This is a genomic window from Streptomyces sp. NPDC001568, assembly GCF_042893755.1.
Classification (GTDB): domain Bacteria; phylum Actinomycetota; class Actinomycetes; order Streptomycetales; family Streptomycetaceae; genus Streptomyces.
This window is the reverse complement of sequence record NZ_JBIAVF010000015.1, coordinates 1-26,266: the sequence shown is the minus strand read 5'-3', so window position 1 is coordinate 26,266 and position 26,266 is coordinate 1. Positions and strand designations below refer to the sequence as shown.

Genomic DNA, 26,266 nt, shown 5'->3' with positions numbered 1-26,266 from the left:
ACCGGGTCGCGGCTACGGGCGGGGAGCGGCCTCCGTCGTCGTGACGCGGGGGAGGGCGTACGGGTGGTGTTCGGTCAGCCAGGTGATCAGTTGCTCGCGCACCGCGCAGCGCACCGTCCAGATGTCGTCCGCGTCCTTCGCGGTGACCACCGCGCGGACCAGGATGGTGTGCGGGGTGGTGTCCGTGACGGCCAGGCCGCAGGAGCGGCCGTCCCATGCGGGCACGTCCTTGAGGATCTCCGCGAGCCGCTCCCGCATGAGGGCGACGGGCGCCGAGTGGTCCAGGTGCCAGAAGACGGTGCCGGTCATCTCCGCGCCGCCGCGCGACCAGTTCTCGTACGGCTTGCTGGTGAAGTACGAGACCGGCATCGTGATCCGGCGCTCGTCCCAGGTGCGGACCACCAGGAAGGTGAGGGTGATCTCCTCGACCGTGCCCCACTCCTTGTCCACGACCACGGTGTCCCCGATGCGGACGGTGTCGCCGAAGGCGATCTGCAGTCCGGCGAAGAGGTTGCCGAGGGCGGCCTGGGCGGCGATGCCCGCGACGATGCCGAGCACGCCGGCCGAGGCCAGCATGGAGGCGCCGAGGGTGCGCATCGGGGGGAAGGTCAGCAGCATGGCGGCGATGGCGACCACCACGACCACGGCGGTGACCACCCGCTGGATCAGCGTGACCTGGGTGCGGACCCGGCGGACCCGGGCGTCGTTCGGGGCGGCCGAGGCGTAGCGCGCGTACGAGGCGTCGACGATCGCGGTGGCGATGCCCACGAGCAGCCAGGCCGTCGAGGCGATCATGACCAGGGTCAGCGCCCGGCCGACGCCCACGGTGTGGTCGGGCAGCACGCTCGCCTGCCGGTAGCTGCCGCGCAGCAGGGCGGTGCCCAGGACCAGCCGGAACGGCAGGCCGCAGCGGCGCAGCAACCCCCAGAGCGGGGTTTCCGGATGCCGGGCGTCCGCCTTGCGGAGCAGCAGGTCGAGCAACCATCCGGCGAGCAGGGCGAGCGCCAGGGCGATGCCGATGACGACGAGGGGACGCAGGATGTTCTCCATATCCATGCCAGAGAACGTAACCGGGGAACCCGCCGGGAAACTGGCACGATGGGAGACATGAACATCATGCTCTTCCATTCGACGTACGGGCTGAGGCCCGCGGTGCACGCGGCGGCCGACCGGCTGCGGGCGGCCGGACACCGGGTCGAGGTGCCCGACCTCTTCGAGGGCCGTACGTTCGCGACGGTCGAGGAAGGCATCGCCCACCAGGAGGAGATCGGCCGGGACGAGCTGCTCAAGCGGGCGGTGCTGGCCGCGGCCCCGCACTCCGACCAGGGCTTGGTCTACGCGGGCTTCTCCTTCGGCGGTTCCGTCGCCCAGCACTTGGCCCTGGCCGACGACAAGGCGCGCGGGCTGCTGCTCCTGCACGGGACGGCGGACCTGGCGGAGGACGCCTCGGCGGACGAGCTGCCGGTGCAGTTGCACATTGCCGACCCGGACCCGTTCGAGCCGCACGACTGGCTGACCGCGTGGTACCTGCGGATGCGGCGGGCCGGCGCGGACGTGGAGGTCCACACCTATCCCGGCGCAGGCCACCTGTTCACGGACCCGGACCTCGACGACTACGACGCGGAGGCGGCGGAGCAGGCCTGGAAGGTGTCGCTCGGGTTCCTCGACACCCTGTAGGCGACGCCCACCGACGCCCACCGACGCCCACCGACGCCCACCGACGCCCGCCGACGACAACCGCGGACAACCGGGGACGGGCACGGACGGGCACGGACCGGCGACCTGCGCCGGACCGTGCCCGCGGTCGTGCGACCGGGTCGTGATCAGGCCCGGTAGGCCGTCCACATGCTCTTCATCCGGGTCACCTGGCCCGCGGTGAACTGGTACATGCAGGCGTCGTACGTGTAGTCCATGAAGTTGTGGATCGGGTCCGCGCCGGTGGCGGTGCAGGTGTCACGGCCCGTCGGGCACTCGAAGGCCGCGCTCTTCTCGGCCGGGGTGTCGGAGACGGAGTCGCCGCTGCCCGAGCAACCGCCCTGGAAGGTGTGGTAGAGCCCGAGCCAGTGGCCGACCTCGTGGGTGCCGGTGTCGCCCTCGTTGTAGTTCGCGGAGGAACCGCCGGGCAGCGAGCTGTTGAGCAGGACCACGCCGTCCATCTTGGGCTGGGAGGCGTAGGAGCTCGGGAAGGTCGCCCAGCCGAGCAGGCCGCCGCCGAGGTTGGCGGTGTAGACGTTCAGCGCGTTCTTGCCGCCCTTGCGCAGGGCGTTCTTCATGTTCTTCTCCGCGGTGGTGCCGTCGGAGACGTTGTACCAGCCGGCGTTGTTCGTGTAGTCGGTCCCGGCCAGGGTGAACTGGAAGCCGGAGTTGACGTTGCCGGTGCCCTGGCCGCCGTACGCGGCGTTGAGGACCGCCATCTGCTTGTTGATGTCGGTCGCGGTCAGCTTCCCGGCCGTGCCGTTGTGGATGACGTGGAAGTAGACCGGGATGGTCGTCGCGGCGGCCGCGCCGGCGCGCAGGCCGTCGAGCTGCTGCGGACCGAGTCGGCCGAGCTTCTTCTTCAGGTCGGCGTCCATCGCCTTGACCTGGGCGTCCGTGACCTCGTTGGGGTCGGCCGCGTGCTCGTCCTCGGGACGGGCGACACGGGCGTTGGCGGCGGCCCCGGTCGTACCTTCCTCGGCGCACACCTCGGCGGGGGTCTTGGCGGCGGCGAGCGTGGTGGGGGTGGAGAGCGGGGTGAGGGCCAGGGTTCCGGCCAGGACCGCCGTGGTCATCAGGCGGCGGCGGAGAAGGGGGGATATGCGGGCATGGGCGCGCACGGGTGCTCCTCGCGGTGGGGGGTGGTGGCCGGAGGATCTCTCCGACTGGCGCGAAGCTTATGTGTGCATGACATATTCAGGTCAAGATCCCGAGGTAAAAGATTTGTCGATTCCGACGCCGAAGGGGCGCCTGGAGTGAACCAAGCGCCCCTTTTTACAACAGGATTGACGGTTCGTCAGTGACTGGGCTGGTACACCCGCTCCACCTTCTGCGTCCCGTTCGGTGTCCGGTACGAGCGGGTCCAGGCGGAGGTCGCGTCCTGCCGCCGCTTGTCCGAGACCACGTAGTAGTCCATCTGCGAACGCTCGGCCGTGACGTCCAGGACCCCGTAGCCGTGGGAGTCCATGTCCAGCCACTTCACGTGCCAGTTCGCGGCCTTGATGGCCGATTCGGCGACCAGCGAGGCCGTGTCCGCCGGCACGTGGAGGATGTCGTCCACGTTGTCGGAGGTCACCGAGGTCACCACGAACTCGGTGGCCGCGCTGCCCGAGCTCGGGTACGTCGCCTTGTGCACCGGGACCTCGTTCGCCCACGCCATGTGGATGTCGCCGGTCAGGAACACCGTGTTCTTGATGTTCCGGTCCTTCAAGTGGCCCAGGAGTTCCTTGCGATCGTCCGTGTAGCCGTCCCACTGGTCCACGTTGGCCGCGATGCCGCCCTCGGGCAGGCCGAGCAGCTTGGTGAGCGGCTGGAGCAGGTGCGCGGGCAGCGCGCCGAACGCCACCGGCGAGATCATCACCGAGGTGCCGACCAGCTTCCAGGTCGCGTCGGAGGTCGCCAGCCCCTGCTTCAGCCAGTCCAGCTGCGCCCGCCCGGTGAGGGTGCGCTCCGGGTCGTCCACCGATCCGGAGCCCACCTTGACCTGCTGGGAGCGGAAGGAGCGCAGGTCGAGCAGGTGCAGGTCGGCGAGGGTGCCGAAGCGCAGGCGCCGGTAGACGGTGCCGGCGATGGAGGCGCGTACGGGCATCCACTCGAAGTACGCCTGCTTGGCGGCGGCCGCCCGGGCCGCCCAGTCGCCCTCGGCGCCCGGGGTGTGGTTCTCGGCGCCGCCCGCCCAGGCGTCGTTGGCGAACTCGTGGTCGTCCCAGATCGCGACGATCGCGTGCGCCGCGTGCAGTGACTGGAGGTCGGTGTCCGTCTTGTACTTGCCGTGCCGGGTGCGGTAGTCGGCCAGGGTGACGATCTCGTGCTTCGGCTCGTGCGCGCGGACGGTGTACTTCGCCTCCGGGTAACCGCCGCCGGCGTACTCGTAGATGTAGTCCCCCAGGTGCAGGACCGCGTCCAGGTCGGCGCGGGCCGCGAGGTGCCGGTACGCCGAGAAGTAGCCGGCCTCCCAGTTGGCGCAGGAGACCACGCCGAAGCGGACCCCCGGGGTGGTGGTGTCGGCGGCCGGGGTGGTCAGGGTCCGGCCGACGGGGGAGACGCCGGCGCCGGCGGTGAACCGGTACCAGTACGGGGTCCGGGGGCGCAGGCCGCGTACGTCCGCCTTGACCGTGTGGTCGGAGGCGGCGCTCGCGGTGACGGTGCCGGAGGCCACGACGCGGGTGAAGGCCTTGTCCTCGGCCACCTCCCAGCCCACGGCCACGGCCGGGCCGAGTCCGGAGCCGGGCGCGGCCTCCGGCGTCGGGGTGACCCGGGTCCACAGCAGGACCCCGTCGGGCAGCGGGTCGCCGGAGGCGACGCCGTGGAGGAAGGCGGGCGCGACGCCCGCCGCGTGGGCGGCCGGGGTGCCCAGGGCGGTGATCGGCGCGAGTGCGGCCGTGGCCGCGGCGGCCAGGACGACCGTACGGCGGCGCGGGTGGGCCGGGCGCTCGGCGGAGCCGGCGGAAGGGGTGAGATGACTGGTCACGGACAAGGATATTACTGATCGGTACACGTCTGGGAACAGACATGGAACGGCAACGGGCGGGCGAACTCCAGGAGTTCGCCCGCCCGCTTGCGGTGGTGTGACGGTGAATCAGCCGGCGAGGGCCTTGTCGAGGGCCGCCGTGAACGCCTCGGCGGTCTGCGGGGTCTCGATCTTCTTGCCGTCCATCTTCAGCGTCGGGGTGCCCTTGACGTCGGAGTTGTTGAAGACCTTCGACATCTCCAGCGCCCACCGGTCGTACGTACCGTCCTCGACGGCCTTCTTGAACTCGGCGTTGCCCTTGAGCGCCGGCACCGTGTCCGCGACCTTGAGCAGGTAGTCGTCCTTGGCGAAGTTGTCGACCGTCTCCTCCGGGTGCAGCTCCTTCGAGTAGAGCGCGCCCTTGTAGTCGAGGAAGGCCTGCGGGCTGACGTTCAGCGCGGCGCCCAGCGCGCTCAGCGCGTTCTTCGAGCCCTCGCCCTTGACCGCGTTGTCGATGAAGGTCGCGCCGAAGTACTGCAGCTTGTACTTGCCGGCGTCGACGTCCTTCTTGACCTGCTCGCCGACCGCCTGCTCGAAGGAGGCGCACGCCGGGCAGCGCGAGTCCTCGTACAGTTCCAGGGTCTTCTTCGCCTCGGCCTTGCCGATGACGACCGTGGTGCCGTCCTCGCCGGTGGTGTTCTTCGGCTTCACCAGGGCGGCGTCGGCCGCCTTGTCCCAGTAGCCGGGCTGGTTGGCCTGCACGACCGCCCAGCCGACGCCGCCGGCCAGCGCGAGGGCGCCGACGACCGCTCCGGCCACGATGACCTGCCGGCGCGCCCGGTCCTTCTTGGCCTGCTTCTCGCGCTCGATCCGCAGCTTCTCGCGGGCCGCCGCCTTGTTCGCCTGGCTGTTGCGTGAACTCATGATGATCTCCGTGGGCTGTGCGTGGGGATGGGGAACCGCCGTACGTACGTCAGGCGCTCGTGAGCGCCGCGCGTACGGGAGGTCCCCGCCGTCCCACGGAGTGCGCGGGGAACCGGGTGCGGCTGCCCGTGCGCCGGGCCAGGGGGCGCAGTGCCCGCCCGGCCGTCCCCGCGGCCGGCGCCACCGCGGCGACCGCCAGCAGCAGCGGCCGGAACGCGAAGGCCGCCACGGCCCGCATCAGCCGGGCCAGGGACCGCTCGCCGCCCCGCAGCCAGGCCGCGGCCAGCAGCCCGACGGTGACGTGGGCGCCCAGCAGCAGCCAGGGCGTCCACGGTCCGGGCGAGGCCAGCAGCGCCGCCGGGTCGGAGACCGGCCCCGCCATCTCGGTCAGCGGTCCGCCCACCGGCGTCCCGCCGCACAGCTCGTCCAGGCCCAGCGCGCGCAGCGGACCGGAGACCGGGCCGCCCGCGGGGCCGTAGCAGAGGTGCTGCCCGGCGGTGAAGACGGTGTCGGCCGCCAGCTCCAGCGGCACCAGCAGGGCCGCGATCGGGCCGAAGCCGCGCTCCCGACCCGCCAGCGCGAAGGCGATCACGAACACGCCGACGAAGGCTCCGGCCACCAGGGCGGGCGGCAGCGGCACCCGGGACATCAGTACGTGGGAGCCCGCCGAGAGCAGCACGACGAGCGCGCTGAACAGCGCGGCCCGCAGCCCTCGGAGTCCCGTCCCTGATACGTCCATCGTCGCGAGTGTGCCACGACTCCCTGTGGGCCCGGGCCCTGGGGCCCGGGCTCCGTGGGGAACTACGACGTGATCCGGCCGTTGCGGAACAGGTCCACGAAGATCTGGTGGTCGGCGCGCGCCCGGGCCCCGTAGGCGTGGGCGAAGTCGACCAGCATGCGGGTGAAGCCCTCCTCGTCGGCGGCGATGGCCGCGTCGATGGCGCGCTCGGTGGAGAACGGCACCAGGGACTGGCCGCTCTCCGCCTCGTCGGCCGCCGCGTGCATGGTGGCCGTGGCCCGCCCGAGGTCGGCGACCACCGCCGCGATCTCCTCCGGGTCGTCCAGGTCGGACCAGTCCAGGTCCACTGCGTACGGGGAGACCTCCGCCACCAGTTGCCCGGCGCCGTCCAGCTCGGTCCAGCCCAGCCACGGGTCCGCGTGCGCCTGCAGGGCCCGCTGGGAGATCACCGTGCGGTGCCCCTCGTGCAGGAAGTACTCCCGCACCGTCCGGTCGGTGATGTGCCGGGACACGGCGGGGGTCTGCGCCTGCTTGAGGTAGATCACGACGTCGTTCTCCAGGGCGTCGCTGTGCCCCTCCAGCAGGATGTTGTACGAGGGCAGGCCCGCCGAGCCGATGCCGACGCCCCGGCGGCCCACCACGTCCTTGACCCGGTAGGAATCCGGCCGGACCAGGGACTCCTCCGGCAGCGTCTCCAGGTACCCGTCGAAGGCGGCCAGCACCTTGTAGCGGGTCGCCGCGTCGAGCTCGATGGCCCCGCCGCCCGAGGTGAAGCGGCGCTCGTGGTCGCGGATCTCCGTCATCGAGTCCAGCAGCGAGAACCGGGTGCGCGAGCGGGCGACGCGCAGCGCCGACAGCAGCGGGCCCTCGGCGCTGTCCAGGGTGAAGGAGGGGACCTCCTCGTACTTCGCCCCGGCAGCCAGCCGGTGGATGCGCTCCCGGTAGGAGAGGGCGTAGATCCTGACCAGCTCGCTGATCTGTTCGTCACTGAGGGCCTTGGTGTAGCCGATCAGGGCGACGGAGGCGGCGAAGCGCTTGAGGTCCCAGGTGAAGGGGCCGACGTACGCCTCGTCGAAGTCGTTCACGTTGAAGATCAGTCGACCTTCGGAGTTCATGTACGTGCCGAAGTTCTCGGCGTGCAGGTCGCCGTGGATCCACACGCGGCCCGTCCGCTCGTCCAGGAAGGGACCGCCGTGCCGGTCGCGCTCCAGGTCGGCGTAGAACAGGCAGGCCGTGCCCCGGTAGAAGGCGAAGGCGGAGGCGGCCATCTTCCGGAACTTGACCTGGAAAGCGGCGGGGTCGGCGGCGAGCAGCAGGCCGAACGCGGTGTCGAAGACATCGAGTATCTGTTCGGCGCGCTGTTCGTCGGTCGTCTCGGGAACCGCCATGGCGGATGCCTCCTGGTGGTGCGGGTGGATCACGGTGCCGGTCGGATTCCGGACACCGTCCTTGGCTCTGCAACGGATGACCGTACCCGTCGGTGCCCGTGATCTGTCACCCGCCCGACGTAGACTTCGGGGCTGCCCCCCTCACTCCCGGCCGGAGGACTCCCACTGTGACCAAGCCGCCGTTCACGCACCTGCACGTCCACACCCAGTACTCGCTGCTGGACGGTGCCGCGCGGCTGAAGGACATGTTCAACGCGTGCAACGAGATGGGCATGACGCACATCGCGATGTCCGACCACGGCAACCTGCACGGGGCCTACGACTTCTTCCACACCGCCCAGAAGGCCGGAATCACGCCGATCATCGGCATCGAGGCGTACGTCGCCCCCGAGTCCCGCCGCAACAAGCGCCGCGTGCAGTGGGGCCAGCCGCACCAGAAGCGGGACGACGTCTCCGGTTCCGGTGGTTACACCCACAAGACGATCTGGGCGTCGAACGCCACCGGCCTGCACAACATCTTCCGGCTGTCCTCCGACGCGTACGCCGAGGGCTGGCTCACGAAGTGGCCGCGCATGGACAAGGAGACGATCTCCAAGTGGTCGGAGGGCCTGATCGCCTCCACCGGCTGCCCGTCCGGCGAGGTGCAGACGAGGCTGCGGCTCGGCCAGTTCGACGAGGCCGTGCAGGCCGCCTCCGACTACAAGGACATCTTCGGCGAGGGGCGCTACTTCCTGGAGCTGATGGACCACGGCATCGAGATCGAGCGCCGGGTCCGCGACGGGCTCCTGGAGATCGGCAAGAAGCTCGGCATCCCGCCGCTGGTGACGAACGACTCCCACTACACGTACGCGAGCGAGTCCGTCGCCCACGACGCCCTGCTCTGCATCCAGACCGGCAAGAACCTCTCGGACCCGGACCGCTTCCGCTTCGACGGCACCGGTTACTACCTGAAGTCCACCGACGAGATGTACGCCATCGACTCCTCGGACGCCTGGCAGGAGGGCTGCGCCAACACGCGGCTGGTCGCGGACCAGGTCGACACCGAGGGCATGTTCAAGTTCCGGAACCTGATGCCGAAGTTCGACATCCCGGACGGCTACACCGAGGTCACCTGGTTCCGTGAGGAAACCATGCGCGGCATGCACCGCCGCTACCCGGGAGGCATCCCGGAGGACCGGATGCGGCAGGCCGAGTACGAGATGGACACGATCATCTCGATGGGCTTCCCCGGCTACTTCCTCGTGGTCGCCGACTTCATCATGTGGGCCAAGAACCAGGGCATCGCGGTCGGCCCCGGCCGAGGCTCCGCGGCCGGCTCGATCGTCGCGTACGCCATGGGCATCACCGACCTCGACCCGCTCACCCACGGCCTGATCTTCGAGCGCTTCCTGAACCCCGAGCGCGTCTCCATGCCCGATGTCGACATCGACTTCGACGAGCGCAGGCGCGTCGAGGTGATCAGGTACGTGACCGACAAGTACGGCGCCGACAAGGTCGCCATGATCGGCACGTACGGCACCATCAAGGCCAAGAACGCGATCAAGGACTCCGCCCGCGTCCTCGGCTACCCGTACGCCATGGGCGACCGGCTCACCAAGGCCATGCCCGCCGACGTCCTCGGCAAGGGCATCCCGCTCTCCGGCATCCTCGACCCGACGCACCCCCGCTACGGCGAGGCCGGCGAGATCCGCGGGATGTACGAGAACGAGCCGGACGTGAAGAAGGTCATCGACACCGCCCGCGGTGTTGAGGGTCTGGTCCGCCAGATGGGCGTGCACGCCGCCGGCGTGATCATGTCCAGCGAGACGATCACGGACCACGTGCCCGTCTGGGTGCGGCACTCCGACGGCGTCACCATCACCCAGTGGGACTACCCGAGCTGCGAGTCGCTCGGCCTGCTGAAGATGGACTTCCTCGGCCTGCGCAACCTCACGATCATGGACGACGCCGTCAAGATGGTGAAGGCCAACAAGGGGATCGACATCGATCTCCTCGGCCTGCCGCTCGACGACCCCAAGACCTTCGAACTGCTCGGCCGCGGTGACACCCTCGGCGTCTTCCAGTTCGACGGCGGCCCCATGCGCTCCCTGCTGCGCCTGATGAAGCCCGACAACTTCGAGGACATCTCCGCCGTCTCGGCCCTGTACCGGCCGGGCCCGATGGGCATGAACTCGCACACGAACTACGCCCTGCGCAAGAACAAGCAGCAGGAGATCACCCCGATCCACCCGGAGCTGGAGGGTCCCCTCGAAGAGGTGCTCGCGGTCACCTACGGCCTGATCGTCTACCAGGAGCAGGTGCAGAAGGCCGCCCAGATCATCGCCGGGTACTCGCTCGGCGAGGCCGACATCCTGCGCCGCGTGATGGGCAAGAAGAAGCCCGAGGAACTGGCGAAGAACTTCGTCATCTTCGAGGGGGGCGCCAAGAAGAAGGGCTTCAGCGACCAGGCCATCAAGGCCCTGTGGGACGTCCTGGTCCCCTTCGCCGGATACGCCTTCAACAAGGCCCACTCGGCCGCGTACGGCCTGGTCTCCTACTGGACCGCCTACCTCAAGGCGAACTTCCCGGCCGAGTACATGGCCGGTCTGCTCACCTCGGTCAAGGACGACAAGGACAAGTCCGCGATCTACCTGAACGAGTGCCGCCGCATGGGCATCAAGGTGCTCCCGCCGAACGTGAACGAGTCCGAGCCGAACTTCGCCGCCCAGGGCGACGACGTGATCCTCTTCGGGCTCACCGCCGTGCGCAACGTCGGCCAGAACGTCGTCGAGTCGATCATCAAGACCAGGAAGGCCAAGGGGAAGTTCTCCTCCTTCCCCGACTTCCTGGACAAGGTCGAGGCCGTCGTCTGCAACAAGCGGACCGTCGAATCGTTGATCAAGGCCGGCGCGTACGACGAGATGGGCCACACCCGCAAGGGGCTCGTCGCCCACCACGAACCCATGATCGACAACGTGGTGGCGGTCAAGCGCAAGGAGGCCGAGGGACAGTTCGACCTCTTCGGCGCAATGGGTGACGAGGGCGGCGCCGACGAGCCCGGCTTCGGCCTGGACGTGGAGTTCTCGGACGTCGAGTGGGAGAAGTCCTACCTGCTCGCCCAGGAGCGCGAGATGCTCGGCCTCTACGTCTCCGACCACCCGCTCTTCGGCCTGGAGCACGTCCTCTCCGACAAGACCGACGCCGGCATCTCCCAGCTGACCGGCGGGGAGCACTCCGACGGTGCGGTCGTCACCATCGGCGGCATCATCTCCGGCCTCCAGCGCAAGATGACCAAGCAGGGCAACGCCTGGGCCATCGCCACCGTCGAGGACCTGGCCGGCTCCATCGAATGCATGTTCTTCCCCGCGACCTACCAGCTCGTCTCCACCCAGCTGGTCGAGGACACGGTCGTCTTCGTCAAGGGCCGCCTGGACAAGCGCGAGGACGTCCCCCGCCTGGTCGCCATGGAGATGATGGTCCCCGACCTCACCTCGGCCGGCACCAACGCCCCCGTCGTCCTCACCATCCCCACCGTCAAGGTCACCCCGCCGATGGTCACCCGCCTCGGCGAGATCCTGCGCCACCACCGGGGCAACACCGAGGTGCGGATCAAGCTCCAGGGTCCGCGCAGCACCACCGTCCTGCGGCTCGACAAGCACCGCGTCCAGCCCGACCCGGCGCTCTTCGGCGACCTGAAGGTCCTGCTCGGACCGTCCTGCCTGGCCGGCTAGCGGTCGTCGCACGTACGGAGGGGCGCACCCGGAAGCCGGGTGCGCCCCTCCGTGTACGCGCGGGGTTCGTCAGTTGTGGCCGAACTTCTTTTCCTTGCGCTTGTGCGCCATGTCCATCGGACTCGGCGACGGGGAGAGGGACTCGCCCGGCTGGCTCGAACTCTTGCCCGGGTCCTGCGCCGCGGTGCGCTCCTGGGACTTCGCGGGCTGCTTCTGGTTCTTGTTCTTGGCCATGGAATGCCTCCGTGGGGGTGTAGGGGCCAGGGCCGCCTTCACACTCACACAGCCCCACAACCCGCGCATTTTGGATCATTACCGCGCGTGGTGAACGCCCCGTCCCCACCGCCCTGGGAGATCCGCCACGCCGATGATCGAGTTCCGGCCTTCAACGCCCGCGCGGTCGGGCAGACTCGGGGAAACCCAATCGAGGACCCCCAGGGAAGAGGGTGGAACGCGTGGACCGCTGCGTCGTCCTGGTGGACGCCGGCTACCTGCTCGGCGCCGCCGCGAGCCTCCTCGCGGGGGAACCCTCCCGCTCCCGCATCACCGTCGACCACGCCGCCCTCATCCAGGGCCTGCGCGAGCGGGCCGAGGCCGACACCGAACAGCCCCTGCTGCGGATCTACTGGTTCGACGGCGCACCCGATCGGGTGCCCCAACCCGAACACCGCCGACTGCGCGTCATGCCCCGCGTCACCGTTCGCCTCGGCGCCCTGACCCGCAGCGACGGCCGCTGGGCCCAAAAGGGCGTCGACGCGGCCATGCACGCCGAGCTCACCGAACTGGCCCGCAACCGGGCCTGCTCCGACGTGGTGCTGGTGACCGGCGACGGCGATCTGCTGCCCGGGCTGATGTCCGCCAAGGAACACGGGGTCGCCGTCCACCTCTGGGCCGTCCAGGCCGCCGACGGGGACTACAACCAGTCCGAGGACCTCGTCGCCGAGGCCGACGAACGCCGCGTCCTGGACCGGGCCTGGATCACCCGCGCCGTCCGCGCCCGCGACCTCGCCGGACTGTGCGCCCCGGCGCCCGCCCCGCGACCCGAGATCGCCGCGATCCTCTCCGCACCCCTGCCCGAGGCGGCCCTCGCCGAAGCCGCCCGCAACGGGGCCCCGCCCGCCCCGGCCGCCCCGAACGGGGCCCCCGTACCGGCCCCCGCCGGCGAGGGCGCCAAAACCGTCCCCACCCCCAAGGACCTCGCCTCGCTGCGCGCCCCCGGCCAGGCCCAGGGACCCGCCGGACACCCCCCGCAGGGCCCCCCGGCACCCGCCGGGAGCGCCCTGCGCTGGTCCTCCGACAAGGGGTGGATCGACCGGGCCGGCCCCCTCGGCGAGCCCGCCGAGACCGCCTCCCTGCCCACCCTCGCCCAGCTCACCAGCGCCGAACAGCGTTGGGCGGACCGCGAGGAGGACATCACCACCGTCGGCGGTGACCCCTTCGAGGTGGGCCAGGTCTTCGCCCGCCGCTGGATGGAACGCCTCCCCGAAACCGTCCACCTCCAAAAGCTCGCCACCATGTACCCGCGCGTCCCGCACCGCATCGACGGCGAGCTGCTGCGCTACGCCGCCCGCTTCGGGCTGCTCGCGCACAAGGACGACCAGATCGACGAACACGACCGGTACGCCATCCGGGCCGGCTTCTGGCGGGAGATCGACGTCCGGGCCGCCGCCGAGCACGTGAGCGGCGCCCCGGGCCCCGCGAGCGCCCCGCAGCCCGCGGGCCCGGGCACCCCGGCGGCCGACCAGGGGTGAAAGCCGCGTAGGCTGCTCCCTCGTGAGTACGGGCACAGCACAGGCAGGGCACACCGCGGCAGCAGCCGCGGACGCGGCCTCCGACGTGGTCTGCGCGGTGCGTGACCTGGTCAAGACCTACCCCGCGGTCCGCGGTCGGCGAGGTGCCCCCGCACTGCCCGAGACCCGGGCCACCGACGGGATCTCCCTGACCGTCCGGCGCGGCGAGGTCTTCGGCCTGCTCGGCCCCAACGGCGCCGGCAAGTCCACCCTGGTCCGCCAGCTCACCGGCCTGCTGCGGCCCGACAGCGGCTCCGTGACCCTGCTCGGCCACGACGTCGTACGCCACCCCGAACGCGCGGCCCGACTGCTCGCCTACCTGGGGCAGGAGTCCACCGCCCTCGACGAACTCACCGTCTCCCTCGCCGCCGAGACCACGGGCCGGCTGCGCGGGCTCGCACTGCGCGACGCGCGGACCGCGCGGGACGAGGTACTGGAGGAACTCGGGCTGACCGGGATCGCCGGGCGACCCCTGAAGAAGCTCTCCGGCGGCCAACGCCGCCTCGCCTGCTTCGCCACCGCACTGGTGGGGGAGCGGCCGTTGCTGGTCCTCGACGAACCCACCACCGGCATGGACCCGGTGGCCCGACGGGCGGTGTGGGCGGCCGTCGACCGCCGCCGCGCCGCGCACGGGGCCACGGTCCTGCTCGTCACCCACAACGTCATCGAGGCCGAGACCGTCCTCGACCGGGTCGCCGTCGTCGACCACGGCAAGGTCATCGCCTGCGACACCCCGAGCGGACTGAGGGCCATGGTGTCCGACGAGGTCCGCCTCGAACTCGTGTGGCGCACCGCCCCGCCCCTGGACGTGCCCGCGGTCGCCGCGCTGGCACCCGCCGCCGCCGAGTCGGGCCGCCGCTGGGTCCTGCGGCTGCCGCAGGACGAGGCGCGCGCGGCCGTCGCCGCGGTGACGGGCGGCCCCGCCTTCGCCGCCCTCGACGATTTCACGTTGGCCACGCCGAGCCTGGAGGACGTCTACCTCGCGCTGGGTGGACGGATGAAGGGTCTGGTCAAGTCGTGACCACCGCTGTCGTTCCCGGGGTGCTCGCACCCCGCGCCCGGTTCTTCCCGGCCCTCGCCGCCGTCTACCGGGCCCAACTGTCCCGGGCCCGCGTCGCCCGGATCCCGCTGCTGTTCGTGGCGACCTTCCAGTCCGTCGGCATCATGATCCTCATGCGCGGAGTGGTCGACGGGGGCTCCGAGGCGCGGGCGGTCGTCGCCGGCTCCTCGGTGCTCGTCGTCGCCTTCGTCGCGCTGAACCTGCTCGCCCAGTACTTCGGGCAGTTGCGGGCCGGCGGCGGGCTCGACCACTACGCCACCCTGCCCGTGCCGCCCGCCTCGGTGGTGCTCGGCGCCGCCGCCGCGTACGCCTCGTTCACGCTGCCCGGGACCCTGGTCACCGCCGTCTTCGGGAGCCTGCTGTTCGGGCTGCCGATGGGCGGCCTGTGGATCCTGGCGGCGGTGGTACCGCTGGCCGGCGCCGCGCTCGCCGGGCTGGGGGCGGCGCTCGGGCTGCTCGCGCCGCGCCAGGAGCTCGCCACGCTGGCCGGTCAACTGGGCATGTCCGCCGCGCTGCTGCTCGGGGTGCTGCCGCCCGAGCGGATGCCGGACGTGATCGTGTGGGCCCGGGACCTGCTGCCGTCGACGTACGGGGTCGAGGCCTTCGCGGAAACCTTCGCCCCGCACCCCGACTGGGCGGCCGTCCTCATCGACCTCGGGGTGTGCGCCGCCGTGGGCGTGCTGTCGCTGGCCGTCGCGACATGGGCGTACCGCCGGGCGGCGGTCCGCTGAAGCCGGTGCCCGGCGTACCTGGCACGATGTGGGGGTGACCGAAGCCGTGACCCCGCCGCCGTCCCCGCACGACCCGCCGCAGCCCCCGCCCGCGGCGGAGCCGGCGGGCCGGCCCGGACAGCAGCACTTCGAACAGCCGCAGCCGCAGGACGCGAAGCCGCCGAACCCCCGACCGGACAGGCCGGACGAGCCGGGAGGGGGCGCCGGGGGCATCACCGCCGCGGACATCCGCGACGGCGCCGCAGTCGCCCTCGTGGTCGGCGTGGCCGGCGTGCTCCTCGGGTTGCTGTGGGCGTGGCTCGCGCCCCGCGCGCAGTACGTCTCCAACGGCGAGGCCGTCTTCCTGCGCGACACCGAGAGCGAGGCGCGGATCGGCGCCGACGGCACCTTCTTCCTGCTGGCCCTCGGATTCGGCGTGCTGAGCGCGGTCGCCGTCTTCCTGTGGCGCCGCCGCGGGGGAGTACCCCTCGTGATCGGCCTGACCCTCGGCGCCTGCTTCGCCTCGCTCGCCGCGTGGCGGCTGGGGCTGCTCCTGGGCCCGAGCGGGAACCTGCCGGCGGCCGCCGCCGAGGCGGGCAAGGGCGTCCCGTTCGACGCCCCGCTCCAGTTGCTCGCCCACGGCGTACTGCTCGTCTGGCCGATGTCGGCCGTCGCCCTGCACCTGGGCCTGACCGCGCTGTGGTCCCCCCGGGAGCCCCTCCCGGCGGAGGACTGGGACACCTACCCGCCGCCGCACGTCCACGTCGACCTGACGAAGGACGCCCCGCGCGATTGACGCGACCGGCCCCGCGGACCCGTCCGGGCCGTCCCTGCGCCCGGGCCGTTCCCTAGGCCCGGGCGATCGGGGCCACCACCGCGTCCGTGAGCGCCGTCAGGTCCGCCGGGGACAGCTCGACCTCAAGGCCCCGGCGGCCCGCCGAGACACAGACCGTCGGGTGCGCGCCGGCCGAGGCGTCCACGACCGTACGCAGTCGCTTGCGCTGCCCGAGCGGGGAGATCCCGCCCCGGACGTAGCCCGTGGTGCGCTCCGCGAGGGCCGGATCCGCCATCGCGGCGCGCTTGCCGCCCGAGGCCGCGGCCAGGGCCTTCAGGTCCAGGGAGCCCGACACGGGCACCACCGCGACGGTGAGGACCCCGTCCACGTCCGCGACGAGGGTCTTGAAGATCCGCTCCGCGGGGACGCCGAGGGCCTCGGCGGCCTCCTCGCCGTACGAGGGGTGGGCCGGATCGTGCGCGTAGGCGTGGGTGGTGAACTCCACGCCCGCCGCGGTGAGGGCGACGATCGCCGGGGTGCCCGCCGGACCGGCCGGTTTCTTCTTCGCCATCAGTTCGGGTTCGCCATCAGTTCGGGCTCGTCGGGGTGCGGGTGAGTTCCACCGCCGGGAGGGACGGCAGGTGGCGGATCACGGCGGTCTCCGAGCGCAGCAGCTTCAGCTCCTCCGCCAGCCGGGTCGCGGTGTCCGGGGCCTGGAGCAGGCGCTGCTTCGCGGGGATGTCCAGTACGGCCGCCGCCGCCACCAGGTACGACACCACCGACGGCTCGTCCGGCAGGTCGGGCGGTGAGGCGAGCGAACGCTCCCGGGCCCCGGCCAGCCGCTTCTGATAGCTCCTGAAAGCCCGCAGCACGCCCTCCGACAGGGCGCCCGCGCCGTCACCCGCGTCCTCCGCGAGTTCCTCCAGCTCCGCGACGAGGAAGGGCCCCGACGCGTCGACGGACAGCAGCCGGACCCGGGTCGTGCCGGTGGCCAGGACCTCGAAGCTGCCGTCCTCGCGCTCCCGGATCGTGGCCGCGTCGGCGACGCAGCCGACCCGGTGGAAGGCCTGGATCGGGTCCGCGCCGAAGCCCGCCGCCGGGCCCCGCTCGGGCAGGGCCGTCTGGTCGGGCAGGCCGGGAGCGGTCGGGGCCACCTCCCGGCCGTCGCGGATCGCGACGACCGCGAAGCGGCGCGGCTCGTCCTCGCCCGACTTCAGCAGTTCGCGCATCATGGCGCGATAGCGCTCCTCGAAGATGTTCAGCGGCAGCACGAGGCCCGGGAACAGTACCGAGTTCAGCGGGAAGAGGGGCAGGCGAACGGTGGTCACGAGGCACAGGGTAGTGGCCTGACGGCCGGAGCCGTCACCCCCGCCTCAGCAGCCGTGACGCGCCCGCCGCCACCGTCGTGGCCAGGATCCAGCCCAGGAGGACCAGGGTCGCCGAAGCCCACTGCCAACCGCCCGCCATCTTCCAGTGACCCTCCTGGCCGAGATCGATCACCGGCAGCAGCAGGTCCAGTGCGTACAGGGCGGCGTTCCAGTGCGGGTGTTCGTCCGCCTTGACCGGCTCCGGACGGTGTCCGAGGAACATCAGGGTCCCCGCCGCCCACAGCAGCGCCATCCACAGCGCGGCCCGGCCGGGCCGGTAGCCGTAGACCACCGTCCAGTCCTGGAGCAGGCCCCAGGCCCGGGCCGCCGGCGGCAGGGTGGACCGGCGCCGGCGCTGCTTGGTCAGCAGCACCTCGCGGGCCTCCGCGTCCTCCCCGCCGTCCCGCAGCACGGTGGCGAGCCGCTCGTACGGCTCGGGGGAGTACTCGGGGGTCGCCGCCGCCACCCAGGCGAGGCGCCGGGCGAGCGTGAAGTCGCCGCGGGGTGCGATCTCCGCGTAGACGAACCCCTCCATGGACAGCCGGCCCGGGCCCGGCCAGCTCGTGTGCCGGTCGACCAGCTTGTCGACCCGCGAGCCGGAGACCACGACCCGGCCCCGCTCCGGGGCCTCCCCGACGAAACGGAACTCCGGGGTCTGGATCCGCCGCAGCGATACCTCCTGGTCCGGGGCGAGGTCGAAGCGGGCCCCGTAGAAGTCGACGGCGTCGCCGAAGCGCCCGTCGTCCAGCCGCAGGGCGCCCCGGCACTCGAAGGCCCGCCCGGGGCCGCCGTTCGTGGGCGTCCGGCTCCAGTCGTTGCCGTAGGCGGGATCGCCGTTCGGGGTGGTGAGGGCGATGGAGGTCAGGTACAGCGTCCGCTCGACGGTCAGGGTGGGCGCGTTCAGCGCCCGGTGCCCGGCCGGGGCGGTCAGCCGCGCGCCGCGCAGGCTCATCGAGGCGCCGACCTTCGCCCCGCGCAGGCTGACCTCGCCGTGCGTCTCCAGCATGTCGGCGTGGAGGTCCTGCGCGATCGAGATCCCGTCGGCCGCGATCGCCAGGCCCCGGTGATCGGCGCGCACGACGGCCCGGCCGACCAGCAGGTCCGTCCCGATCTGCGCGTCGGTCAGCCGGATGCCGCCCGCCACCCGGGAGGCCACCAGGTGCAGGTCGCCCTCGGCGTGCAGCCGGGCCGCCTCCAGCCGGGGCAGCGCGCAGTTGTGCAGCCGCAGCGTGCCGCAGCGCGTTTCGGACAGTCGGACGTCGTCCTCGAAGCGGCACGAGCGGATCTCGACGTACGGGGCCACCGTGCCACCCGAAAGGTCCAGCCGCCCGGTGATCCGCGCCCCGCGCAGCTTCAGGCAGCCCACCCGGCCCGGTACCGGTTCGGGACCGGCCAACAGCAGCAGCGCCACCACCTCGGCCCGCACCGACCGCTCGGCGCCCCACGACGACCCGTCGTGCGGCGCCGCCGGCCCCTCCCCGGGCGCACGGAAGTCACAGATCGTGCCCGCGCGGAAGGTCTCCCACATCCGATGCTCGGCGTCGGTCAGGCCCCCCGGCGGCGCTTGCGTCATCACTTCGGTCATGGCAGCCCCCCGCTGTCACGTGCGTGTACGTCCAAGCTAAGCGGTGCCTGTGACAGCCGGGGCGCGTATCAGCCAGTGATACGGGCGAACGGTCGCGGGAGACGGTCTGAGAGAATTGGGGCGTGATCTCTCGTATCGACCTGCGCGGTGACACCCTCCCCGAGGGTGGCGCCCTGCGCGATCTGCTGCCCCGTGCCGAGTTCGACGTCGAAGCCGCCCTGGAAAAGGTGCGGCCCATCTGCGAGGACGTCCATCATCGCGGCACGGCGGCGCTGATCGAGTACGCGCAGAAGTTCGACGGGGTCGAGCTCTCGCAGGTCCGGGTACCCGCGGAGGCCATCGAGGCCGCCCTGGAGCAGCTGGATCCGGCCGTCCGCGCCGCCCTGGAGGAGTCGATCCGGCGCGCCCGGATCGTGCACCGCAACCAGCGCCGCACCGAGCACACCACCCAGGTGGTCCCCGGCGGCACCGTGACCGAGAAGTGGGTTCCGGTCGAGCGCGTGGGGCTGTACGCCCCGGGCGGTCGCTCCGTGTACCCGTCCTCCGTCGTGATGAACGTCGTCCCGGCCCAGGAGGCGGGCGTCGAGTCGATCGCGTTGGCCTCCCCGCCGCAGCGCGAGTTCGACGGGCTGCCGCACCCCACCATCCTCGCCGCGTGCGCGCTGCTCGGCGTGGACGAGGTGTACGCGGTCGGCGGTGCCCAGGCCGTCGCGATGTTCGCGTACGGAACCACCGGTCCGGACGGCTGCCCGCCGGCGAACATGGTGACCGGCCCCGGCAACATCTGGGTCGCCGCCGCCAAGCGGTACTTCACCGGGAAGATCGGCATCGACACCGAGGCCGGCCCCACCGAGATCGCCGTCCTCGCGGACTCCACGGCCGACCCGGTGCACGTCGCCGCCGACCTGATCAGCCAGGCCGAGCACGACCCGCTGGCCGCCGCCGTCCTCGTCACGGACTCCGTCGCGCTCGCGGACGCCGTCGAGAAGGAACTGGAACCGCAGGTCGCGGCCACCAAGCACATCGAGGACCGGATCAAGCCCGCCCTCGCGGGCCGCCAGTCCGCGATCGTCCTCGTCGACAGCCTGGAGGACGGCCTCAAGGTCGTCGACGCGTACGGCGCCGAGCACCTGGAGATCCAGACCGCCGACGCCGCCGCGTGGGCCGCCCGGGTGCGCAACGCCGGCGCGATCTTCGTCGGCCCGTGGTCCCCGGTCTCCCTGGGCGACTACTGCGCCGGCTCCAACCACGTGCTGCCCACCGGCGGCTGCGCCTGCCACTCCTCCGGCCTGTCCGTGCAGTCGTTCCTGCGCGGCATCCACATCGTCGACTACACGCGCGACGCCCTCGCCGAGGTCGCCCACCACGTGGTGACGCTCGCCGAGGCCGAGGACCTGCCGGCGCACGGGGCCGCCCTGAAGGCCCGCTTCGGATGGAAGGTTCCCCAGCAGTGACCGCGGACATCGGAATCGACGACCTCCCCATCCGGGACGAGCTCCGCGGCAAGACCCCGTACGGCGCCCCGCAGCTCGACGTGCCCGTCCAGCTGAACACCAACGAGAACCCGTACGAGCTCCCCGCCGAACTCGTCGCCCGGATCGCCGAACGCGTGGCCGACGCCGCCCGCACCCTCAACCGCTACCCGGACCGGGACGCGGTCGAGCTGCGCACCGAGCTCGCCGCCTACCTCACCCGTACCGGCAAGCACCCGGTGGCGCGCGAGAACGTCTGGGCGGCCAACGGCTCCAACGAGGTCCTCCAGCAGCTGCTGCAGACCTTCGGCGGGCCCGGCCGCACCGCGATCGGCTTCGAGCCCTCGTACTCGATGCACGCGCTGATCGCCCGCGGCACCGGAACGGACTGGATCTCCGGGCCGCGCCGCGCGGACTTCACCATCGACCTCGAAGCGGCGGAGCGGGCGCTCGCCGAACACGCCCCCGACGTCGTCTTCATCACCTCGCCCAACAACCCCACGGGCACCGCCGTCACGGCGGAGACGGTCCTCGCGCTGTACGAGGCCGCGCAGGCCGCCAAGCCGTCCCTCGTCATCGTCGACGAGGCGTACGTGGAGTTCAGCCACCGGGACTCGCTGCTGCCCCTCATCGAGGGCCGCCCGAACCTGGTGGTCTCCCGGACCATGTCCAAGGCCTTCGGCGCCGCGGGCCTGCGCCTGGGCTACCTGGCCGCGCACCCCGCCGTCGTCGACGCCGTCCAGCTGGTGCGCCTGCCGTACCACCTGTCGGCCGTCACCCAGGCGACCGCGCTGGCCGCCCTGGAGCACACGGACACCCTGCTCGGCTACGTCGAGCAGCTCAAGGCCGAACGGGACCGGCTCGTCACCGAGCTGCGGGCCCTCGGGTACGAGGTCACCGACTCCGACGCGAACTTCGTCCAGTTCGGGCGGTTCGAGGATTCCCACACCGCCTGGCGGAAGATCCTCGACCAGGGCGTCCTGGTCCGGGACAACGGCGTACCGGGATGGCTGCGGGTCACCGCCGGCACCCCGGCAGAGAACGACGCGTTCCTGGAAGCGGTTCGCGCACTGAAGAAGGAGCAGCAGGCATGAGCCGCATCGGACGGGTCGAACGGACCACGAAGGAGACCTCGGTCCTCGTCGAGATAAACCTCGACGGCACGGGCAAGGTCGACGTGTCGACCGGCGTGGGCTTCTACGACCACATGCTCGACCAGCTCGGCCGCCACGGCCTCTTCGACCTCACGGTCAAGACCGAGGGCGACCTGCACATCGACAGCCACCACACCATCGAGGACAGCGCCCTCGCGCTGGGCGCCGCCTTCAAGCAGGCCCTCGGCGACAAGGTCGGCATCTACCGCTTCGGCAACTGCACCGTGCCGCTCGACGAGTCCCTCGCGCAGGTGACCGTGGACCTGTCCGGCCGCCCGTACCTCGTGCACACCGAGCCCGAGAACATGGCGCCGATGATCGGCTCGTACGACACGACGATGACCCGGCACATCTTCGAGTCCTTCGTCGCGCAGGCCCAGATCGCCCTGCACATCCACGTCCCGTACGGCCGCAACGCCCACCACATCGTGGAGTGCCAGTTCAAGGCCCTCGCCCGGGCGCTGCGCTACGCGGCCGAGTTCGACCCGCGCGCGGCCGGCATCCTGCCCTCCACGAAGGGCGCCCTCTAGCCGTGAACGGCCTCAACACCATCCTGATCGTCGTCGGCCTCTTCCTGGCCGGCGGCGTCTACTCCTTCCAGAAGCAGAAGATGCCGCTGTCGCTCATCATCCTGCTCACCATCGGCTCCGTGATGTGCCTGGCCGCCGGAGTCCTGCGGATCCAGGGAATTTGGGAGTGAGCCCGGTGACCCCCACCAAGAAGGTCGTCGTCTTCGACTACGGCTTCGGCAACGTCCGTTCCGCCGAACGCGCCCTCGCCCGCGTCGGCGCGGACGTCGAGATCACCCGCGACTACGACAAGGCGATGGACGCCGACGGCCTCCTCGTCCCCGGCGTGGGCGCCTTCTCCGCCTGCATGCAGGGACTCAAGGACGCCCGCGGCGACTGGATCATCGGCCGCCGGCTCTCCGGTGGACGCCCCGTCATGGGCATCTGCGTCGGCATGCAGATCCTCTTCGAACGCGGCATCGAGCACGGCGTCGAGACCGAGGGACTCGACGAGTGGCCCGGCACGGTCGGCCCGCTCAAGGCGCCCGTCGTCCCCCACATGGGCTGGAACACCGTCGACGCCCCCGCCGACAGCCAGGCCTTCGCGGGACTCGACGCCGACGCCCGCTTCTACTTCGTGCACTCCTACGCGGCGCACGACTGGAGCCTGGAAGTCACCAACCCGCTGATCCGCGCCCCCAAGGTCACCTGGGCCACCCACGGCGAGCGCTTCGTCGCGGCCGTGGAGAACGGGGCCCTGTGGGCCACCCAGTTCCACCCCGAGAAGTCCGGCGACACCGGTGCCCAGCTCCTCACCAACTGGATCGAGACCCTGTGATGACCGCACCCGCCCTCGAACTCCTCCCCGCGGTCGACGTCCGCGACGGCCAGGCCGTCCGCCTCGTCCACGGCGTGTCCGGCAGCGAGACCTCCTACGGCTCCCCGCTGGAGGCGGCCCTGGCCTGGCAGCGCTCGGGCGCCGAGTGGCTCCACCTCGTCGACCTGGACGCCGCGTTCGGCACCGGCGACAACCGCGCCCTGGTCGCCGAGATCACCGGCGCCATGGACATCAAGGTCGAACTGTCCGGCGGCATCCGCGACGACGCCTCGCTCGCCGCGGCCCTCGCCACCGGCTGCACCCGCGTCAACCTCGGCACCGCCGCCCTGGAGACCCCGGAGTGGGCCGCCAAGGCCATCGCCGCCCACGGCGACCGGATCGCCGTCGGCCTCGACGTCCGCGGCACCACCCTCAAGGGCCGCGGCTGGACCAGCGAGGGAGGCGACCTCTACGAGACCCTCGCCCGCCTGGACTCCGAGGGCTGCGCCCGCTACGTCGTCACCGACATCGGCAAGGACGGCACCCTCACCGGCCCCAACCTGGAGCTGCTGAAGAACGTCTGCGCCGCCACCGACCGGCCCGTGGTGGCCTCCGGCGGCATCTCCTCCCTGGACGACCTGCGCGCGCTGTCCGCGCTCGTGCCGCTCGGCGTCGAGGGCGCGATCGTCGGCAAGGCCCTGTACGCCAAGGCCTTCACCCTGGAAGAAGCCCTGAACGTCACGAAGGCAGGCTCCGCATGAGTTCCGTACGTCGTATCTCCTCCGGCGGCCCGTACGAGGACGTCATCGCGTACTCCCGCGCCGTCCAGCTCCCCAACGGGCTGGTGCTCGTCTCGGGTTGCACCGCCGGTGACGCGGGCGGCCCGTACGACCAGGCCATCGCGGCCTTCGGGGTCGCCTTCAAGGCCCTCGCCCAGGCCGGACTCGGCCCCGAGGACGTGGTGCGCACCCGCATGTACCTCACCCACGCCCGCGACGTGGACGAGGTGGGCCGCGCCCACAAGACGCTGTTCGACGCCGTCCGCCCCGCCGCGACGATGCTCATCGTCTCCGGCTTCGTCGACCCGTCGATGGTCGTCGAGGTGGAGGTAGAGGCGTACCGGGAGCCGTCCGCATGAGCCTCGCCGTACGCGTGATCCCCTGCCTCGACGTGGACAACGGCCGCGTCGTCAAGGGCGTCAACTTCCAGAACCTGCGCGACGCGGGCGATCCCGTCGAGATGGCCAAGCTGTACGACGCCGAGGGCGCCGACGAGCTGACCTTCCTCGACATCACCGCCTCCTCCGGCAACCGCGAGACGACCTACGACGTGGTGCGCCGCACCGCCGAGCAGGTCTTCATCCCGCTGACCGTCGGCGGCGGCGTGCGCACCGCCGACGACGTGGACAAGCTGCTGCGGGCCGGGGCCGACAAGGTCGGCGTCAACACCGCCGCCATCGCCCGCCCCGAGCTCATCCAGGAGATCGCCGAGCGCTTCGGCCGCCAGGTGCTGGTCCTGTCGGTCGACGCGCGCCGCACCGCCACCGGCTCCTTCGAGGTCACCACGCACGGCGGCCGCAAGGGCACCGGCATCGACGCCGTCGAGTGGGCGCACCGCGCCGCCGAACTCGGCGCCGGCGAGATCCTGCTCAACTCGATGGACGCCGACGGCACCAAGGACGGCTACGACACCGAGATGATCGCGGCGGTGCGGCGGCACGTCACCGTCCCGGTGATCGCCTCCGGCGGCGCCGGTACCCTCGCGCACTTCCCGCCGGCCATCGCCGCCGGGGCCGACGCGGTGCTCGCCGCCTCGGTGTTCCACTTCGGCGACCTGCGGATCTCCGAGGTCAAGACCTCGCTGCGGGAGGCGGGCCACCCCGTGCGCTGAGCGGCCCGCCGCCTCGCGAAAACCACCTGCCGCGTCCCGCCCGCCCCGCCTACTCTGGTCCAGACCAGTCGAGGAGGGGTGCGGTGGGCGCGGCAGCCGTGTTGCGTGACGGGAACGTCCTGCGGTGGCTCGGGGCGTACGCCGCCTCGCTCATCGGGGACGGGATCTACTTCCTCGCCCTCGGCTGGGCCGCCGCGCAGAGCGCCGGACCCGGGGAGGTCGGGCTGGTCATGGCCGCCGGAGCGGTACCCCGCGCCCTGCTGATGCTGGGCGGCGGGGTGATCGCCGACCGGTTCGGCCCGCGCCTGGTCGTCCTGTCCTCGGACGCCGTGCGGTGCGCGGTGATCCTGGCCCTCGCGGTGGTGGTCGGCCTCACCTCTCCGGGCCTGTGGGTCCTGGTCTCCGTGGCCCTGGTGTTCGGGCTCGTCGACGCCCTGTTCATGCCCGCCGTCGGGGCGCTCCCGCCGCGGATCGCCGCGCCCGGGCACCTCGTACGCGTCCAAGGCCTGCGCAGCCTCGCCGAACGCGTCGGCCACACCGCCGGGCCGCCGGCGGCGGGCCTGGCGATGGGCCTGGGCGGCCCGGCGACGGCCTTCGCGGTGGCCGCCGCCCTGTTCGCCGTCTCGCTGGTGCTGCTGCTGACGGTACGCATCTCCCCGCTCCCGGCGCCGCCACCGCTCGCAGGTACCGGGCGGCGGGCCCCGGAGGGGCGGACGGGGCCCCGCACGCGGGGGAGCGCCGGGCGGGAGCTGCGCTCCGGGCTCGCGTACATCCGGCGGCACGGGCTGATAGGCCCGCTCGTCCTCTCCGGCGCGCTCAGCCAGCTCGGCACCTCGGCCCCGCTCACCCTCGGGCTGATCCTGCTCGCCGGGGAACGCGGTTGGGGGGCCGGCGGGGTGGGTTGGATCGTCGGGTCCCTCGGCGCGGGAGCCGCCGCCAGCGCGCTGCTGCTCACCCTGATCCCGCGCTTCCCGCGCGCCGGGGCCTGGCAGAACGCCACCCTGATCGTCGGCTCCGCCGGCATCGGCGCCCTGGCACTGGCCCCGAGCCTCGCGTCGGCGGTGGCGCTCGCGCTGGTGACGGGGCTCGTCTGCGGGATCTGCGGTGGCCTGGCCGTAGCCCTGATCCAGACCGCCACCGACCCCGCCTACCTGGGCCGCGTCAGCTCCGTCATGGCCTTCACGGCCGTGGGCCTGGCACCGCTGGCCTATCCCGTGTTCGGGCTCGCGACGCAGCTGTGGGGCATCACCCCGGTCTTCCTCGCCGGCGGCGCGCTGAGCATGGCCGGCGCGGTGGTCGGCACCGCGGCCCCCGAGGTCCGCCGAGCGGAACTGGCCTTCGCCTGACCCCGCGCGGCGCCATCCGGCGGGGCGGGGTCACGGTGCAGGCTCCCGGGGCTCCGCCCCGGACCCCGCGCCTCAATCGCCGGCGAGGCTGGTGGGGTGGCGGGGCCGGCTTGTGCGGCGGGGTCACGGTGCAGGTCCCCGGGGCTCCGCCCCGGACCCCGCGCCTCAATCGCCGGCGAGGCTGGGATGGCACCGGCTGCGGTGGCGTCGGCGAGGTGGAATCGACGGGGGCGCCGTCGGCCAGGGTGGGCCGCGCAGGTCGGGGTCGGGGACGGGGTGGGGTGTCGGCCGGGACTAAAACGTGATTTGTTGGCGCCCACTCCCGCCCCACCGACGCAGCCCGGGACAGGGCGCCATAAATCATGCCCGTCCCGGACGACACCCC

Annotated in this window: 25 protein-coding genes; 15 read left to right on the top strand and 10 right to left on the bottom strand. The window is 72.0% G+C overall.

Features of this window, described 5'->3' with window-relative positions:
• Positions 1-12 precede the first annotated feature (12 nt).
• Positions 13-1,050, bottom strand: a complete 1,038-nt coding sequence (locus ACFY0I_RS26345) for a mechanosensitive ion channel family protein (RefSeq protein ID WP_388900789.1) — start codon at positions 1,048-1,050, stop codon at positions 13-15.
• A 48-nt stretch (positions 1,051-1,098) separates the two neighbouring features.
• Between ACFY0I_RS26345 and ACFY0I_RS26340 the strand changes: the two genes are divergently transcribed.
• Positions 1,099-1,677, top strand: coding sequence for a dienelactone hydrolase family protein (locus tag ACFY0I_RS26340; protein WP_388900494.1), 579 nt, complete (start codon positions 1,099-1,101; stop codon positions 1,675-1,677).
• A gap of 146 nt (positions 1,678-1,823) precedes the next feature.
• Here ACFY0I_RS26340 and ACFY0I_RS26335 read toward each other — a convergent pair whose 3' ends face one another.
• From ACFY0I_RS26335 to ACFY0I_RS26315, 5 genes are all read right to left on the bottom strand, one after another.
• Positions 1,824-2,771, bottom strand: coding sequence for a zinc metalloprotease (locus tag ACFY0I_RS26335; protein WP_388900788.1), 948 nt, complete (start codon positions 2,769-2,771; stop codon positions 1,824-1,826).
• A 221-nt stretch (positions 2,772-2,992) separates the two neighbouring features.
• Positions 2,993-4,666 (bottom strand): alkaline phosphatase D family protein, encoded by a 1,674-nt coding sequence (locus tag ACFY0I_RS26330; RefSeq protein WP_388900491.1) that lies wholly within the window; start codon positions 4,664-4,666, stop codon positions 2,993-2,995.
• A gap of 108 nt (positions 4,667-4,774) precedes the next feature.
• Complete coding sequence (locus ACFY0I_RS26325) at positions 4,775-5,569, bottom strand: DsbA family protein (protein WP_388900489.1); 795 nt, start codon at positions 5,567-5,569, stop codon at positions 4,775-4,777.
• Positions 5,570-5,618: 49 nt separating this feature from the next.
• On the bottom strand, positions 5,619-6,308 hold the full coding sequence (locus ACFY0I_RS26320) for a hypothetical protein (RefSeq protein WP_388900487.1): 690 nt from the start codon (positions 6,306-6,308) through the stop codon (positions 5,619-5,621).
• 62 nt (positions 6,309-6,370) lie between these two features.
• Positions 6,371-7,696, bottom strand: a complete 1,326-nt coding sequence (locus tag ACFY0I_RS26315) for a DUF2252 domain-containing protein (RefSeq protein ID WP_388900485.1) — start codon at positions 7,694-7,696, stop codon at positions 6,371-6,373.
• 167 nt (positions 7,697-7,863) lie between these two features.
• Here ACFY0I_RS26315 and dnaE point away from each other — a divergent pair, with 167 nt between their 5' ends.
• The gene (dnaE, locus tag ACFY0I_RS26310) at positions 7,864-11,406 is read left to right on the top strand and encodes a DNA polymerase III subunit alpha (RefSeq protein ID WP_388900483.1); all 3,543 of its coding nucleotides are present in this window, start codon (positions 7,864-7,866) and stop codon (positions 11,404-11,406) included.
• Between the two features lie 69 nt (positions 11,407-11,475).
• Here the strand turns inward: dnaE and ACFY0I_RS26305 are convergent, their stop codons facing one another.
• A complete protein-coding gene (locus tag ACFY0I_RS26305; protein WP_388900480.1) occupies positions 11,476-11,640 on the bottom strand; it encodes a hypothetical protein in 165 nt (54 codons plus the stop codon).
• A gap of 212 nt (positions 11,641-11,852) precedes the next feature.
• Between ACFY0I_RS26305 and ACFY0I_RS26300 the strand changes: the two genes are divergently transcribed.
• From ACFY0I_RS26300 to ACFY0I_RS26285, 4 genes are read left to right on the top strand one after another with little or no spacing between them, the layout of a single operon-like run.
• The gene (locus tag ACFY0I_RS26300) at positions 11,853-13,157 is read left to right on the top strand and encodes an NYN domain-containing protein (RefSeq protein WP_388900477.1); all 1,305 of its coding nucleotides are present in this window, start codon (positions 11,853-11,855) and stop codon (positions 13,155-13,157) included.
• A gap of 22 nt (positions 13,158-13,179) precedes the next feature.
• Entirely contained in the window at positions 13,180-14,217 is a 1,038-nt protein-coding gene (locus ACFY0I_RS26295; RefSeq protein ID WP_388900474.1) for an ABC transporter ATP-binding protein, read from the top strand.
• Positions 14,214-14,987, top strand: coding sequence for an ABC transporter permease (locus ACFY0I_RS26290; protein ID WP_362880598.1), 774 nt, complete (start codon positions 14,214-14,216; stop codon positions 14,985-14,987). Before ACFY0I_RS26295 ends, ACFY0I_RS26290 begins: the two co-directional genes overlap by 4 nt.
• Before the next feature lie 34 nt (positions 14,988-15,021).
• Entirely contained in the window at positions 15,022-15,762 is a 741-nt protein-coding gene (locus ACFY0I_RS26285) for a hypothetical protein (RefSeq protein ID WP_388900471.1), read from the top strand.
• A gap of 52 nt (positions 15,763-15,814) precedes the next feature.
• On the opposite strand, the gene ybaK is transcribed toward ACFY0I_RS26285, so the two are convergent.
• From ybaK to ACFY0I_RS26270, 3 genes are read right to left on the bottom strand one after another with little or no spacing between them, the layout of a single operon-like run.
• Positions 15,815-16,312, bottom strand: a complete 498-nt coding sequence (gene ybaK, locus ACFY0I_RS26280) for a Cys-tRNA(Pro) deacylase (RefSeq protein ID WP_388900468.1) — start codon at positions 16,310-16,312, stop codon at positions 15,815-15,817.
• A 16-nt stretch (positions 16,313-16,328) separates the two neighbouring features.
• Positions 16,329-17,069 carry an LON peptidase substrate-binding domain-containing protein gene (locus ACFY0I_RS26275; protein ID WP_388900466.1) on the bottom strand — a complete coding sequence of 247 codons (741 nt, stop codon included), beginning with the start codon at positions 17,067-17,069 and terminating at the stop codon, positions 16,329-16,331.
• A gap of 34 nt (positions 17,070-17,103) precedes the next feature.
• Positions 17,104-18,693, bottom strand: coding sequence for an oxidoreductase (locus ACFY0I_RS26270; protein WP_388900463.1), 1,590 nt, complete (start codon positions 18,691-18,693; stop codon positions 17,104-17,106).
• A 122-nt stretch (positions 18,694-18,815) separates the two neighbouring features.
• Between ACFY0I_RS26270 and hisD the strand changes: the two genes are divergently transcribed.
• The 9 genes from hisD to ACFY0I_RS26225 all read left to right on the top strand — a co-directional run bounded on the left by hisD (position 18,816) and on the right by ACFY0I_RS26225 (position 25,881).
• Positions 18,816-20,147: a histidinol dehydrogenase gene (hisD, locus tag ACFY0I_RS26265; RefSeq protein WP_388900461.1), complete on the top strand. Its 1,332-nt coding sequence runs from the start codon at positions 18,816-18,818 to the stop codon at positions 20,145-20,147.
• Complete coding sequence (locus tag ACFY0I_RS26260; protein WP_388900458.1) at positions 20,144-21,259, top strand: histidinol-phosphate transaminase; 1,116 nt, start codon at positions 20,144-20,146, stop codon at positions 21,257-21,259. The genes hisD and ACFY0I_RS26260 overlap by 4 nt, the downstream gene beginning before the upstream one ends.
• Positions 21,256-21,849: an imidazoleglycerol-phosphate dehydratase HisB gene (hisB, locus tag ACFY0I_RS26255; RefSeq protein ID WP_215035049.1), complete on the top strand. Its 594-nt coding sequence runs from the start codon at positions 21,256-21,258 to the stop codon at positions 21,847-21,849. The genes ACFY0I_RS26260 and hisB overlap by 4 nt, the downstream gene beginning before the upstream one ends.
• 2 nt (positions 21,850-21,851) lie before the next feature.
• On the top strand, positions 21,852-22,019 hold the full coding sequence (locus tag ACFY0I_RS26250; RefSeq protein WP_281205974.1) for a hypothetical protein: 168 nt from the start codon (positions 21,852-21,854) through the stop codon (positions 22,017-22,019).
• Between the two features lie 5 nt (positions 22,020-22,024).
• Positions 22,025-22,666, top strand: coding sequence for an imidazole glycerol phosphate synthase subunit HisH (gene hisH / locus ACFY0I_RS26245; RefSeq protein WP_388900787.1), 642 nt, complete (start codon positions 22,025-22,027; stop codon positions 22,664-22,666).
• Positions 22,666-23,406 carry a bifunctional 1-(5-phosphoribosyl)-5-((5-phosphoribosylamino)methylideneamino)imidazole-4-carboxamide isomerase/phosphoribosylanthranilate isomerase PriA gene (gene priA, locus ACFY0I_RS26240; protein WP_388900455.1) on the top strand — a complete coding sequence of 247 codons (741 nt, stop codon included), beginning with the start codon at positions 22,666-22,668 and terminating at the stop codon, positions 23,404-23,406. Before hisH ends, priA begins: the two co-directional genes overlap by 1 nt.
• On the top strand, positions 23,403-23,783 hold the full coding sequence (locus ACFY0I_RS26235; protein ID WP_388900452.1) for a RidA family protein: 381 nt from the start codon (positions 23,403-23,405) through the stop codon (positions 23,781-23,783). Before priA ends, ACFY0I_RS26235 begins: the two co-directional genes overlap by 4 nt.
• Complete coding sequence (hisF, locus tag ACFY0I_RS26230; protein WP_388900449.1) at positions 23,780-24,535, top strand: imidazole glycerol phosphate synthase subunit HisF; 756 nt, start codon at positions 23,780-23,782, stop codon at positions 24,533-24,535. The genes ACFY0I_RS26235 and hisF overlap by 4 nt, the downstream gene beginning before the upstream one ends.
• A gap of 83 nt (positions 24,536-24,618) precedes the next feature.
• Positions 24,619-25,881, top strand: coding sequence for an MFS transporter (locus tag ACFY0I_RS26225; RefSeq protein WP_388900446.1), 1,263 nt, complete (start codon positions 24,619-24,621; stop codon positions 25,879-25,881).
• Positions 25,882-26,266: the final 385 nt, after the last annotated feature.

Bases quoted from the DNA above. Each gene is read 5' to 3' on its own strand.
- ACFY0I_RS26325 (WP_388900489.1), bottom strand. From the start codon at position 5,569: ATGAGTTCACGCAACAGCCAGGCGAACAAGGCGGCGGCCCGCGAGAAG.
- priA (WP_388900455.1), top strand. From the start codon at position 22,666: ATGACCGCACCCGCCCTCGAACTCCTCCCCGCGGTCGACGTCCGCGAC.
- hisB (WP_215035049.1), top strand. From the start codon at position 21,256: ATGAGCCGCATCGGACGGGTCGAACGGACCACGAAGGAGACCTCGGTC.
- ACFY0I_RS26270 (WP_388900463.1), bottom strand. From the start codon at position 18,693: ATGACCGAAGTGATGACGCAAGCGCCGCCGGGGGGCCTGACCGACGCC.
- ACFY0I_RS26305 (WP_388900480.1), bottom strand. From the start codon at position 11,640: ATGGCCAAGAACAAGAACCAGAAGCAGCCCGCGAAGTCCCAGGAGCGC.
- ACFY0I_RS26320 (WP_388900487.1), bottom strand. From the start codon at position 6,308: ATGGACGTATCAGGGACGGGACTCCGAGGGCTGCGGGCCGCGCTGTTC.
- ACFY0I_RS26235 (WP_388900452.1), top strand. From the start codon at position 23,403: ATGAGTTCCGTACGTCGTATCTCCTCCGGCGGCCCGTACGAGGACGTC.
- ACFY0I_RS26340 (WP_388900494.1), top strand. From the start codon at position 1,099: ATGGGAGACATGAACATCATGCTCTTCCATTCGACGTACGGGCTGAGG.
- ACFY0I_RS26335 (WP_388900788.1), bottom strand. From the start codon at position 2,771: ATGACCACGGCGGTCCTGGCCGGAACCCTGGCCCTCACCCCGCTCTCC.
- ACFY0I_RS26345 (WP_388900789.1), bottom strand. From the start codon at position 1,050: ATGGAGAACATCCTGCGTCCCCTCGTCGTCATCGGCATCGCCCTGGCG.
- ACFY0I_RS26315 (WP_388900485.1), bottom strand. From the start codon at position 7,696: ATGGCGGTTCCCGAGACGACCGACGAACAGCGCGCCGAACAGATACTC.
- ybaK (WP_388900468.1), bottom strand. From the start codon at position 16,312: ATGGCGAAGAAGAAACCGGCCGGTCCGGCGGGCACCCCGGCGATCGTC.
- hisF (WP_388900449.1), top strand. From the start codon at position 23,780: ATGAGCCTCGCCGTACGCGTGATCCCCTGCCTCGACGTGGACAACGGC.